The organism is Pseudomonas sp. GM74, assembly GCF_000282455.1.
Classification (GTDB): Bacteria; Pseudomonadota; Gammaproteobacteria; order Pseudomonadales; family Pseudomonadaceae; genus Aquipseudomonas.
Genome location: NZ_AKJG01000089.1, coordinates 1 through 11,843, shown reverse-complemented (window position 1 = coordinate 11,843; position 11,843 = coordinate 1). Strand labels below are relative to the sequence as shown.

At 58.9% G+C, this 11,843-nt stretch carries 11 protein-coding genes and 2 pseudogenes; 6 read left to right on the top strand and 7 right to left on the bottom strand.

Annotation, left to right across the window (positions count from 1 at the left end; translation table 11 throughout):
- Window positions 1-106 precede the first annotated feature (106 nt).
- Window positions 107-343 (bottom strand): annotated as a pseudogene (locus PMI34_RS10460) (hypothetical protein); the annotation flags it as partial.
- Window positions 344-604: 261 nt separating this feature from the next.
- Here PMI34_RS10460 and PMI34_RS10465 point away from each other — a divergent pair.
- On the top strand, window positions 605-1,228 hold the full coding sequence (locus PMI34_RS10465; protein WP_008051298.1) for a glutathione S-transferase family protein: 624 nt from the start codon (window positions 605-607) through the stop codon (window positions 1,226-1,228).
- Window positions 1,229-1,288: 60 nt separating this feature from the next.
- Here PMI34_RS10465 and PMI34_RS10470 read toward each other — a convergent pair whose 3' ends face one another.
- Window positions 1,289-1,729 (bottom strand): CBS domain-containing protein, encoded by a 441-nt coding sequence (locus PMI34_RS10470; RefSeq protein ID WP_008051296.1) that lies wholly within the window; start codon window positions 1,727-1,729, stop codon window positions 1,289-1,291.
- Between the two features lie 346 nt (window positions 1,730-2,075).
- On the opposite strand from PMI34_RS10470, the gene PMI34_RS10475 reads away from it, so the two are divergent.
- Window positions 2,076-4,436, top strand: coding sequence for a DNA polymerase II (locus PMI34_RS10475; protein WP_162130363.1), 2,361 nt, complete (start codon window positions 2,076-2,078; stop codon window positions 4,434-4,436).
- On the opposite strand, the gene PMI34_RS10480 is transcribed toward PMI34_RS10475, so the two are convergent.
- Both PMI34_RS10480 and PMI34_RS10485 read right to left on the bottom strand, forming a co-directional pair.
- On the bottom strand, window positions 4,401-4,871 hold the full coding sequence (locus PMI34_RS10480; RefSeq protein WP_008051292.1) for a DUF1810 domain-containing protein: 471 nt from the start codon (window positions 4,869-4,871) through the stop codon (window positions 4,401-4,403). The genes PMI34_RS10475 and PMI34_RS10480 overlap by 36 nt on opposite strands.
- 25 nt (window positions 4,872-4,896) lie before the next feature.
- Window positions 4,897-5,718, bottom strand: coding sequence for an aldo/keto reductase (locus PMI34_RS10485; RefSeq protein WP_008051291.1), 822 nt, complete (start codon window positions 5,716-5,718; stop codon window positions 4,897-4,899).
- 203 nt (window positions 5,719-5,921) lie between these two features.
- Here PMI34_RS10485 and PMI34_RS10490 point away from each other — a divergent pair, with 203 nt between their 5' ends.
- Window positions 5,922-6,671 (top strand): hypothetical protein, encoded by a 750-nt coding sequence (locus tag PMI34_RS10490; protein WP_032829746.1) that lies wholly within the window; start codon window positions 5,922-5,924, stop codon window positions 6,669-6,671.
- Window positions 6,672-6,915: 244 nt separating this feature from the next.
- Entirely contained in the window at window positions 6,916-7,701 is a 786-nt protein-coding gene (locus PMI34_RS10495; RefSeq protein WP_008051288.1) for a sulfite exporter TauE/SafE family protein, read from the top strand.
- Between the two features lie 21 nt (window positions 7,702-7,722).
- Here the strand turns inward: PMI34_RS10495 and PMI34_RS10500 are convergent, their stop codons facing one another.
- Window positions 7,723-8,091, bottom strand: a complete 369-nt coding sequence (locus PMI34_RS10500; RefSeq protein ID WP_008051287.1) for a VOC family protein — start codon at window positions 8,089-8,091, stop codon at window positions 7,723-7,725.
- Window positions 8,092-8,271: 180 nt separating this feature from the next.
- Between PMI34_RS10500 and PMI34_RS10505 the strand changes: the two genes are divergently transcribed.
- Window positions 8,272-8,823, top strand: a complete 552-nt coding sequence (locus tag PMI34_RS10505) for a DUF4174 domain-containing protein (protein ID WP_008051285.1) — start codon at window positions 8,272-8,274, stop codon at window positions 8,821-8,823.
- 76 nt (window positions 8,824-8,899) lie between these two features.
- Here the strand turns inward: PMI34_RS10505 and PMI34_RS28305 are convergent.
- Together PMI34_RS28305 and PMI34_RS10515 are read right to left on the bottom strand one after the other, a co-directional pair.
- Window positions 8,900-9,533, bottom strand: a pseudogene (locus PMI34_RS28305) (TIGR02646 family protein).
- Window positions 9,526-10,893 carry an AAA family ATPase gene (locus PMI34_RS10515; protein ID WP_008051282.1) on the bottom strand — a complete coding sequence of 456 codons (1,368 nt, stop codon included), beginning with the start codon at window positions 10,891-10,893 and terminating at the stop codon, window positions 9,526-9,528. The pseudogene PMI34_RS28305 and the gene PMI34_RS10515 overlap by 8 nt, the downstream one beginning before the upstream one ends.
- 524 nt (window positions 10,894-11,417) lie before the next feature.
- Here PMI34_RS10515 and PMI34_RS10520 point away from each other — a divergent pair.
- Window positions 11,418-11,765: a DUF6124 family protein gene (locus tag PMI34_RS10520; RefSeq protein ID WP_008051280.1), complete on the top strand. Its 348-nt coding sequence runs from the start codon at window positions 11,418-11,420 to the stop codon at window positions 11,763-11,765.
- The last annotated feature ends 78 nt before the right edge of the window (window positions 11,766-11,843 follow it).

The window sequence follows — 11,843 nt, the reverse complement described above, 5'->3', positions numbered from 1 at the left end:
GCTGCTACAAAGGGTGTCGCGGCTGAAATTGCTTGACGGACTGGCATTGGGCGGGTGAGGCCGGGTTTTCATTGAGCCCTGCGGTAAAGCATTGCATTCAGACAGCGCGGCTTTCGATCAGACGGTCGGAACCGCCTTCGGCAACGCGGTTTTCCAGCAGGCGATCCGAACCACCTTCAGCCACGCGATTCTCGATCAGGCGATCGGAACCACCCTCGGCCACACGGCTTTCAATCAGACGATCCGAGCCGCCTTCAGCGACCACGGGTTGAGCAGAGTTTGCGGCGAAAGCGTTAACTGCGAAAACCGAGAAAGCGATGCTGAGGAGGGTTTGGCGTTTCATGATGGTGTGCTCCGGGGTGCTTATGGGTTGGTATGGAGCAGATGTTACGCCGGGGATTTTTTAAGAGAACTTCATTGAGGTGATGGTGAACATCGACGGCAATGATAGGACCGACGCCACTCCCCCTGTGAGCGTGATGGTGCGATCGTCGGATGGCCGCTGTGTGGCGGGCGGCGGCTTCTACACTGGATAGCTGGCGCGTTCCTCTGCCGCGACGGTCGATGTGGCCCGGCAGAGGTCGCGGTATGCAAGGAGATGTTTATGTACCAGCTCTACGGCCATCAGAACTCCGGCGCAGCGGCCATCGAGGCTGCCCTTGAACTCTGTGATGTTCCTTATCGCTTCATCGATGTCGAGACGTCCGCGGAGGCGGCCCGGGCGCTGGAGAAGCTAAACCCGCTCAAACAGATTCCGACCTTGCAGCTACCCGATGGCAGTGTCCTGACCGAGAGCGCGGCGATCCTGATCCATCTCGGGTTGAGCTTTCCCGCATCGGGGTTGTTGCCGCAGGATCCGGCCGAGCGAGGCCAGGCCATACGCGGCATGGCTTACATCGTCAGCAATTGCTATACGGCCATCGGCATCATCGATTACCCCGAACGCTGGCTGGCCGAGGCGGATGAGTCGTCCAGGCAAAACCTCATGGAAGGCGCCCGCCGGCGCCTGCACTGGAGTTGGGAGGTGTTTGCCGATCAGTTTTCGGGCGAGTTGTACCTGGGCAGCGAAAAGCCAGGGGCCCTGGATGTGCTGGCGGCGGTGATCTCGCGATGGGCGGGCAGCCGGGAGCATTTGCGCATCGCCCGGCCGGGTTTTTTCGCCTGGCTGGAACGCATCGACCGTCACCCGGCACTGGCACCGGTGTTCGCCCGCCATTGGCCGGCCTGAACACCAAAAAACCAATGTGGGAGCAAGCCCGCTCCCACAAGGGGTTTTCGGCGTGTCGATTTACTCCCCGCGAATGTACTGTTCCAACTGCTTGATCAGTTCAGCCTGTTCGGCAATGGCTTCCTTGACCAGGTCACCGATCGACAGCAGGCCGATCAATTTGCCGCCTTCGACCACCGGCAAGTGACGCAGGCGTTTATCGGACATGATGCCCAGGCAGGTATCCACGGTTTGATGGGTGTCGACGGTAATCACCGGTGACACCATGATGTCGCGCACCGGCGTGCCCACCGAAGAGCGGCCGTGCAGCACCAGTTTGCGCGCATAGTCCCGTTCGCTGATGATGCCCAGCACTTCATCATTCTCCACCACCAGCAAGGCGCCGACGTTTTTCTCGGCCATCTTCATCAGTGCTTCGAGCACCATGTGGTCGGGTTTGATCTGGTGCACTTCCTGATTCTTCTGATCTTTGAGCTTGAGCAGTTGGGCGACGGTTTTCATGGTGGTTACTCGGGTGTTGTCGTTGTTCTTGAAGAATCGTAGACGCGAGCGTTCTGGGCAAGGGCGAATGCGGCAGATAACACGCAAAAAACGTCATTCGGCGGTTTTTCTTTGGTAAACCTCGTATTCCGCCCCGGCAAATAACCTGTGGGAGCGGGCTTGCCCGCGAAAGCGGCCTGATATTCAACATGGATTTAGGCAGTGCTGGCCTCTTCGCGGGCAAGTCGGATCGCCGCACCGCCGCTCCCACAGGATTGATGTCTACCCGATATATCCAGACCGGGCGGACTATCCCTGCCGATGCCGGGTAGAATCACCCTCTGAATCAGTTTCGAGGTTTGCAGTGGTGGATCTACAGCAGGGCTTCGTCCTGACCCGGCATTGGCGCGACACCCCGGCCGGTACGGAAGTCGAATTCTGGCTGGCGACCGACAGCGGTCCCCGGCGTATCCGCCTGCCTCATCAACCATCGGTGGCGTTCATCCCCGCTGCGCAGCGTCAGGCGGCCGAAAGCGTTTTGCATGACGAGAAGAACGTCGAGCTCCGGTCCCTGGCCCTGCAGGACTTCGAACATCGCCCGGTCCTCGGACTTTACTGCCAGCAACATGGCCAGTTGATGCGCCTGGAAACCGCGCTGCGTCGGGCCGGTGTCGAGGTGTTCGAAGCCGACGTACGCCCGCCGGAACGCTACATGATGGAACGCTTCATCACCGCGCCGGTGCGTTTCAGTGGCACGCCGAATGTCGAAGGCCTGCTGCTCGACGCGCATATGAAACCCGACCCCGATTACCGACCGAGCCTGAAACTGGTGTCCCTGGACATCGAGACCACCGCCCAGGGCGAGTTGTATTCCATTGCCCTGGAAGGCTGCGGCGAGCGTCAGGTGTACATGCTCGGTCCACCCAATGGCGACGCCGGCCAGGTGGACTTCCAGCTCGAATACTGCGACTCGCGAACCCTGCTGCTGAAAAAGCTCAACGACTGGTTTGCCCGTTTCGACCCTGACGCGATCATCGGCTGGAACGTCGTGCAGTTCGACTTGCGGGTGCTCCACGAACACGCCCGGCGCCTGGCGGTGCCGTTGAAACTGGGGCGTGGCGGCGAGGAAATGCAGTGGCGTGAACACGGCAGCGGCAACCACTACTTCGCTTCAGCCGCTGGCCGCTTGATCATCGACGGTATCGAGGCCCTGCGTTCGGCGACCTGGAGTTTCCCCTCGTTCAGCCTGGAAAACGTTGCGCAAACCTTGCTCGGCGAGGGCAAGTCCATCGACAACCCGTACCAGCGCATGGACGAAATCAACCGCATGTTCGCCGAGGACAAACCGGCGCTGGCCAAGTACAACCTCAAGGATTGCGAACTGGTCACGCGGATTTTCGCCAGGACCGAGCTACTCACTTTCCTGCTGGAGCGGGCCAGCGTCACCGGTTTGCCGGCCGATCGCATGGGCGGTTCGGTGGCGGCGTTCACGCACCTGTACATGCCGCTGATGCACCGTCAGGGTTTCGTGGCGCCGAACCTCGGTGGCAAGCCACCCGAAGCCAGCCCCGGCGGTTTTGTCATGGATTCGCAGCCGGGGCTGTACGAATCGGTGCTGGTGCTTGACTACAAAAGCCTCTACCCGTCGATCATCCGCACTTTCCTGATTGACCCCGTGGGGCTGATCGAAGGGCTCAAGCATCCGGACGACAGTGAGTCGGTGCCGGGTTTTCGTGGCGCGCGCTTTTCCCGCACCCGGCATTGCCTGCCGTCCATCGTCGCCCGGGTGGCCGAAGGTCGGGAAACCGCCAAGCGCGAACACAACGCACCGCTGTCCCAGGCGCTGAAAATCATCATGAACGCGTTCTACGGTGTGCTCGGCTCCAGCGGTTGTCGCTTCTTCGACACGCGCCTGGCATCGTCCATCACCTTGCGCGGGCACGAAATCATGCTGCGCACCCGCCAGTTGATCGAAGCCCAGGGGCATGCGGTGATTTACGGCGACACCGACTCGACGTTCGTCTGGCTGCGTCGCGCCCATGGCCAGCAGGAGGCGGCGCAGATCGGCCACGCGCTGGTGGCGCACGTCAATCAGTGGTGGCGCGAACACGTGCAGCAGGAGTACGGCCTGCAGAGCGTTCTCGAATTGCAGTTCGAAACCCACTACAAGCGTTTTTTGATGCCGACCATTCGCGGCGCCGAAGAAGGCAGTAAAAAGCGCTACGCCGGGCTGGTCACCCGGGAGGACGGCAGCGACGAAATGGTCTACAAAGGCCTGGAAACCGTGCGCACCGACTGGTCGCTGCTGGCCCGGCAATTCCAGCAGGAGTTGTATTCGCGGATCTTCCTGCGCAAGCCCTATCAGGATTATGTGCGTGACTACGTGCGCAAGACCCTGGCCGGTGAATTCGATGACCGGCTGATCTACCGCAAACGCCTGCGCCGCACCCTTGATGACTATCAGCGCAACGTGCCGCCCCATGTGCGTGCGGCGCGCCTGGCCGACGAGTACAACGACCGGCAGGGTCGCCCGCGCCAGTACCAGAACGGCGGCTGGATCAGCTACGTGATCACCGTCGCCGGCCCTGAGCCGCTGGAAGTACGCAGCGCGCCCATCGATTACGACCACTACATCACCCGGCAGCTGCAACCGGTGGCGGACGCGATACTGCCGTTTGTCGACGACGACTTCTCAACCCTGGTGGGTGGGCAACTGGGCCTGTTTTGAGTCCATCAGCGACAGGGTCCAGTCGTCCAGGATGCCGTGGAAGTATTGGTTCAAGGCTTGCTGGAAAAGGCTGTCGGCGTCGGCGACCTGGGCAAAGAGGGTCATCGAGGAATGAAATTTCAGGTCGTCGGGATGACCGAAAATCCCCGCTACCGAGCGCTCCCGGATGTTCAGTACTTCCTGGGTGCAGGTGCGTAAGCGGGCACCCAGCAACGGATGCTCAAGGTAGGCCTGGGCTTCCTCCCGCGAGCGGATGGCAAAGCGGCGCGACATCTCGCTGCCGCCGAGCCCGGCAAACTGCGGAAAAATGAACCACATCCAGTGACTGCGCTTGTGTCCGTTGTTCAGCTCGTTTTGGACCCGGTCGAATACCGGGTCCTGAGCCTGGAGAAAGCGTTGCAGATTGAACGGGTCCAGGTGGTCGGTGCTTCTCATGGCGAAGCTCTCTGACTGCGGTGGTTCAGACCATGGCCAGCCGCTGTTTGCGTTGTGGCGCGAGAAACGCTTGGTCCAGCGCCTCCAGATCCCCGGGCTCAAGCTGCAACGTGGCGGCCTGGGCGTTGAGGCGTACATGTTCGAGTCGGACCGCCTTGGGGATGGCGATCACGCCTTCCTGAAGCAGTATCCAGGCCAGTGCCACCTGTGCTGTTGTGGCGCTGTGCCGGGCGGCCACCTGCTTGAGCGTGGCGTCGAAGAGCATTTTACCGCCCTGGCCAATCGGGCAGTAAGCCATGACCGGCAACCGTCGCTGCTGGCTCCAGGGCAGTAAATCAAATTCTATGCCCCGTTGTTCCAGGTTGTAGAGCACCTGATTGGTGGCACAGGCCGGGGCGTCCAGTTCCCGCAGGTCGTCGAGGTCGAAGTTGGACACGCCCCAACGGCCGATCTTGCCGGCTTCGCGCAGGCGCTCGAAGGCGTCGACGGTTTCGTCCAGGGGATACTGGCCGCGCCAATGCAGCAGATACAGATCGATGTAATCGGTGCCAAGCCTGCGCAGGCTACGCTCGCAAGCCTGGGGAATGCCCTGGCGACTGGCGTTGTGCGGGTACACCTTGCTCACCAGAAAGACGCTGTCGCGCTGGCCGGCGATGGCATCGCAGACCACTTCCTCGGCGCCGCCTTCGGCGTACATTTCCGCGGTGTCGATCAGGGTCATGCCCAGTTCGATACCCAGGCGCAATGCCGCGACTTCTTCAGTGTGCCGTGAACGGTCTTCGCCCATCTGCCAGGTCCCCTGGCCGATGACCGGGACCCTGCGGCCGGCCAGTTCAAGCGTGCGCATGCAAAACCTCCTGTGTGTATTCGGTGAATAGTGTAGGAGTGTGTACCGTCCTCAGGATTTTCTGATCCGTTTTTTCTTTGAACATTCCCCTGCCAGTGATCGATTGGTGCCGCCCGATACTGCACTTTTTCGAAATGTCCGGCTCTATCCATGGCAGCCTGCGGCGATCCCCACCGCCGGCCCATGCCCAAGTCCAAGAACCCATGGCTCGAGTTTCACCCACGATCATCACGAAAATCCGCCGTCATTGCCTGCTGCTGGCAGGTCTGTCGATGTTCTTCGTCACCGGTTGCAGCCAGCAGCAGGGCGGCGACATCATCGACCAGATGCGCGAAGGCAAACCCCAGGAGTTCCTGCAGACCAGCGTCGACCGCATGGCCACCCTGACCATGCGCGACAACCTCGACAGCCTTTACCTGCTGATGAGCAAGCTCTACCTGCGTAACCCCGATGAGCTGAAAAAATCCGGTTTCCTCGATGCCCGCACCGCCGGCAAGCAAGTGCGCATGGCCATCGAGTTGCAGCAGCCATTACCGACCCTGGGTGGCAAAAAGGACCTCGCGGCCCTGCGTTTTGCCATGAGCCCGGAATTTCTCGGTGACCGGGTCGGGGCGTTCATCTATGCCATCGGCAGCATGCTGGTGACCGCCCATGGCAATCGCCTCGAGTTCTACATGACCGATACGATCAACCCGGTATTCGTCAGCAATGCCGCGCGCAACATCGAGATCGCCACCTGGATTCTCAGCCAAAGACAGAACAAAGAGGGCCAGCCCTTGCTGTTCTCCAATGAAATCTCGGAGGAGGGCAGCAACCTGAGCTTTGCCGTCGAGTTCGGCAAGATCGTTGCCCGGCTGGACCTGCTGACCCGGATGCTCGACGAACGTTACCGGCGCATCGGCCTGAACTATGCCCAGAGCCTGCTGTTCCTGAATTTCCTGCCGGTGCAGTGAGCACGACACATATTCCCTGTGGGAGCAGGCTTGCTCCGGGCGGCGTTCCGACGAAAGCGGTGGGTCAGTCAATATTAATGCTGCCTGACACTACGCCTTCGTCGGAACGCCGCCCGGAGCAAGCCCGCTCCCACAGGGGAAATGAGTTCAGGGTATAAAGATAGATCGCTTCGATATAGCTGGTTATAAGAAATGCCGCTATGCTGCGGGCCGGATTTCCCCTGCGATCGTTGTGGACGTATTCATGGATTTACTGAACATCGGGTTGGTCGTTGCCGGGCTGGTCGTCGGCTTCATCGTCGGCATGACTGGCGTAGGTGGCGGGTCGCTCATGACCCCGATCCTGCTGTGGTTCGGGATCAACCCGGCGACGGCGGTCGGTACCGACCTGCTGTACGCCGCCATCACCAAGTCCAGCGGCGTACTGGTTCACCGCAAGAACAACAACATCGACTGGGCCATTACCGGCTGGCTGACCTTGGGCAGCGTGCCCGCGGTGGCGTTGACGCTGTGGTTCCTCAGTACCCTGCACAGCGCCCCCGAGGCGATGAACGCGATCATCAAGCAGTCCCTCGGGTTTGTGTTGTTCGCCACGGCACTGGCGATCCTGTTCAAGAAGCGCCTGCTCGACTTCGCCCACAACCGTGCGGGCGGCAACTACAACCCCAGCGGACTGCGTTTGAACGTGATGACGGTCATCACCGGGCTGGTCCTTGGCGCCGTGGTCGCGCTGACGTCCATCGGTGCCGGTGCACTGGGCACCGTGGCACTGTTCATTCTCTATCCGATGTTGCCGACCCGCCGCCTGGTGGGGACTGAAATCGCCCACGCCGTGCCGCTGACCCTGGTCGCGGGCCTGGGCCATGCCAGCATGGGCAACATGGATTGGCATGTCCTGGGTTACTTGCTGGTGGGCTCGTTGCCGGGGATTTACCTGGGCAGCCACCTGACCGGGCGTATCTCCGACGAAGTACTGCGCCCTTGCCTGGCGACCATGCTGTTGATGATCGGCTACAAACTGGCGTTCTGATTCAAGCGCGCCACGAAAGCTTCATTCGCGGGTGAATATTTCCAGCAGATGCCCGTCCGGGTCATCGAAATACACCCGCCGTCCTCCCGCGTAATCATTGATCTCCCTCAGTCGCTGCTTGCCAGGGTCGGCCCACCATGGCTGACCGTTGGCTTGCAGGCGTGCGAAGGCCGCATCGAAACCCTGGTCGTCCATCAAGAATGCGTAGTGCTGGGATGCTATCGGCGGGTCGTTATTGTAAAAATCCAGTGACACGCCGTTATCCAGCTTGACGATCAGCATGGGCCCGAAGGGTTGCGGGGCGGGCAGACCAAGGAGGCTTGCCAGGAAGTTCGCCGAAACCTGCTTGTCCCGGCACCAGACGATGGTGTGGTTCAACTGAGTGCTCATGGGCCAGTCCTCGCGACGGATCAGGCGGGTTGTCATGAGTCTTCAGATTAGCCCAGCCTGTTGCGCAATGACCGCCCTGACCTAAGCTTGGGACAAGGCGAAAAATATTTGCGGTACGTCACCCGGAACGATCGCCGCGATGCGCAATCATTAGAGCGTGGATATCAAAAGGAGATGCGCATGCTCATCAGGTCACTGACCCTGGCTACCTTGCTGGCGATTGCCGGCACCTCGTTCGCCGCCGATGGCGACTCACCACTGGACATGGACAAGGGCAGGGCCCGGCCACTGATCGTCATCGCTCCGAGCACCGTTGATCCGGCCTGGGTCAACCTGAAAAAGTCCCTGGATGAGCCGGCCAACCGCAAGGGTTTCACCGACCGCAATATGGTGCTCTACACCGTACTCAACCTGATGGGCCAGCGCGACGGCAAGGACCTGGGGCCGCAAGACACGGCGGCGCTGATCCGCTCGCTCAAGCTGGGTGCCGGCGCCAAGACCAAGGTGATCCTGGTCGGCAAGGACGGCGAAAAGAAACTCGAGCAATCGGACGCCTTCAAGCTGGACGAGATTTTCAGCGCTGTCGATCAGTTGCCGGCGGCCGAGAAAGAATTTACCGCGACCGTGGCCGCTCCCGTCGCTGAAGCGGAACCGGCGGTCAAAGGCGCCAAGCCCGGGAAAAACAGCAAACCGGCCAAGCCCGCCAAGCCGCCTGAAATGCCGGATGATTGAACCTTGTTGCAGCGAGCACAGCCTGTGTTAGCTGTGCAGCATCGTAACCCGTACCTGAAAAATCGCTGACTCTAGCTCAAGGTTGAGCCAGAAGTTGATGGATGACATTGACCAGCACGGGTGAAAACGGCTGAAGGCATTGTGCCGGGTTCGGAGTTTTCAGGGCGTCCAGAAGCAGTACCAGTAGTTCCTCGTCTTCAAATTGCAAGTCGGCGGGTTGCATGCACTGGTCAAATATCAGTGCATCGACCAACTGCTTGCGCGCACCGATAAGGCCTCGATTACTGTCCTCGGTCTGACCCAGGTTCAACGCCTCAATTGTGAGCCGGGCCCGCTCGGTTTGTCCCTCAACCAGCCCGGACAAATAGAACTTCAGCTCTGTTTCGCATTCGGTCATTAACGGCGTAAGCGGTAAGGGGCGTGTTCCTCGACCATGGCCGCATTGGTTCTGGCTGGCAACTGGCGACGATATTGGAAAAGTCCAAGGTTCGATTCGGCGCACGATCCTGGGCTTCAAGGTGTTCGTTGTGAGCGCTATCAACGGTGATCGAGTGACAGCAATACGCACATAAGCCGTATTGTTCCGAGATGCAGGATGATCGAATGGATCGACTTTCTTCCGGCGGTAAATCCCGGTAACGCAACGTTCTGTTTGAGTGTTTAAAGCGAGTTAATGAGGGTGGCTCCATGCCTTTGTCGATCTTACGCACGACGTAACTCCAACTTGCGAATCAACAAGGCCGCTTTCGCCAGTTCCAGATGTCCCTGTGGCAGCTCTAGAGAAAGCTCGGAATACAGCTTTTTCGCACCGTCCAGGTCACCATCCTGCAAATGCTTGAGCAATAGATTCAGACGTTGTTGTACTTCGCTGTTACGCACATCAGTGTCCATGACTTCCAGAAGCACCTGGTTGGCATCCAAGCCATACAGGCCATTGTGTTCTTGCAGTTCCCCGTCATTGAACACGTAGCACAGCACGTCTTTCGCGTCGCTGATGACCAGAGGCGAGTGAGTGGTCAGGACAAACTGGCAATTGGGGAAGGTCTCGCTCAACTGCCGAATCAGACAGCGCTGCCATTTGGGGTGCAGGTGCAAATCGACCTCGTCGATCAGGACGATGCCGTCACCCTCCAATGGGTTGTCCAGAGACTGATTCATCATCGCCAATCGGCGAGCGATGTCGCCGACCAACGCCATCATCGACTTTTCGCCTTGCGAGAGCTGGGAGACATTAAGCGTTACGCCGTCCTTGTCTATCGCCATGTGCAGGCGTGGCTTGCGTTGCACTCGCAAATTACTGAAGCCGGGCATGAATGCGGCGATGGCGGAGCGGACGGCGGTCAATTGGCGGTCGCGGGACGAAGCCTTCAATTGGGAAAGGGTTTTCCAGATATCACTGTCTTTGCCGAACTTTGCGGAAATCTCTGCCAAAGTTGTGTCGGACACGCCAGTTTCATTTTCGCTGTCTTCGCGTTCGCGAAACCACTCAAAGAAATGGCCGAAATCGACCCCACGATTCAGAGAGTTGTCGTACCCATCGAGTTGATCAAAAGAAAGTTTGGTTCGGGTTCTCAGCTGTATTTTCAGAATTGAGCGCTCTACAGGGTAGTAGGCGATCAATGGGAGCGAGGCTTTATCGTCTGCGGTTAATTGGTTGCGATAGCTGTCCGCCAAGCGACTTACACCCCCTAACGTACTATGGAAGTGAGCCTTGCGCCCCTGCCTGCCTCGGGCAATGCCCCACGTGAATGCAGTCTGTTCAAAATTAGCATCGGCAAGACTTGAACGTGCCGGTGACTCGTCTATCACACCAATCAAAATTAGTGCAGCTGTAGTGCCGTTTCGAACATCATCTTCAGAAAGGTAATTGCCATTGCCTTTCTCGGTGCGAATTCTGGCAACTAACCAGCTCAAAGAGGTGGCCAGTGATTTCAAAAGGGTGGTTTTCCCTGCGCCATTATTCCCCACCAGGACCGTTACATTTGACGGATGTTGGGGGGTTGGGGCCAGCTGAATTTCCAATTCGGTAAACCGACCGACATCCGTGACCTTGAATTTGCTGATTTGCATTACAACGCCCTTTTAGGGGCAGTCGGTTTGAAAAGGTGAGCGTGCATTATGTCATTCCCGGCAACGGATTGATCCGATGTCGTTCGCAGGCTTGGGAGGTCCATTAGATACAACGGTTTCACCCGCATCACAACGGTCATGAGCAAAAAGGTGTTTGTAACTAGATGCTCATAAAAGTGAGTGTGGGCAAAGGCCTTCACATGCGTCGGAGATTTCCTTCAAAGCGTGGCGTATCCCGTGAACTGGTGCCTATTGGGCCGTATCGATAATCTTCTTCAGCCGCTGCACATCAGCGGTCGGATGTGGAAGTCCGTTGGTTCAAGCTATCTACCAATGCCCCTGGAGCGCAAGTCGACATTTTTTATGTCAACATTGCCGCGTTTTGGCGGCTGTGCGCGGGAGCACTTTCGAGTGCACCGGGTTTTGGTGGATTGACCTGGACTTCCACACCTGCGTACAGCTGCCACCCTCATGTGGAAGTGAGATGGGTAGTTTTCTCAACAATCCCCCGATGGTACTTCTTCATGAAAAAGCTAAGTCCGAATCCCCCGGAATCCCCATCCGACTCAAATTCCCCACTGTCAGACATCACCGAACCCGCCGTCAGCGCTCGCTTGCGCAACCCCAAACACGCCGACCCGGTCAGCCACATCTTCACCATCCTCCCAAACGTCGACACCCCAACGCTGCTGTGCCACGCCTGTGAAACCCTCGCGTCCCTGAACGTGCTGGTCACCGATCTGGCCTGTAACCTGGAAAGCTCCAACCGCAATGTGGCGCTGTCGATTCAGCAATTGGCAGTGGTGGGTGAATTGTTGGTGAACCGCGCGCTGGACAATATCGACCCACCCGAAGGTGTGCCGATGAAGTAAAAAAGGCGGCCTCTAGAGGTTAATGCCAGTCAGTTAAGCAATTTCAGCCGCAACACCCTTTGTAGCAGCTGCCGAGCC

Coding starts and splice junctions, on each gene's coding strand:
- PMI34_RS10465 (WP_008051298.1), top strand. CDS start 605: ATGTACCAGCTCTACGGCCATCAGAACTCCGGCGCAGCGGCCATCGAG.
- PMI34_RS10470 (WP_008051296.1), bottom strand. CDS start 1,729: ATGAAAACCGTCGCCCAACTGCTCAAGCTCAAAGATCAGAAGAATCAG.
- PMI34_RS10480 (WP_008051292.1), bottom strand. CDS start 4,871: ATGAGAAGCACCGACCACCTGGACCCGTTCAATCTGCAACGCTTTCTC.
- PMI34_RS10485 (WP_008051291.1), bottom strand. CDS start 5,718: ATGCGCACGCTTGAACTGGCCGGCCGCAGGGTCCCGGTCATCGGCCAG.
- PMI34_RS10490 (WP_032829746.1), top strand. CDS start 5,922: ATGGCTCGAGTTTCACCCACGATCATCACGAAAATCCGCCGTCATTGC.
- PMI34_RS10495 (WP_008051288.1), top strand. CDS start 6,916: ATGGATTTACTGAACATCGGGTTGGTCGTTGCCGGGCTGGTCGTCGGC.
- PMI34_RS10500 (WP_008051287.1), bottom strand. CDS start 8,091: ATGAGCACTCAGTTGAACCACACCATCGTCTGGTGCCGGGACAAGCAG.
- PMI34_RS10505 (WP_008051285.1), top strand. CDS start 8,272: ATGCTCATCAGGTCACTGACCCTGGCTACCTTGCTGGCGATTGCCGGC.
- PMI34_RS10515 (WP_008051282.1), bottom strand. CDS start 10,893: ATGCAAATCAGCAAATTCAAGGTCACGGATGTCGGTCGGTTTACCGAA.
- PMI34_RS10520 (WP_008051280.1), top strand. CDS start 11,418: ATGAAAAAGCTAAGTCCGAATCCCCCGGAATCCCCATCCGACTCAAAT.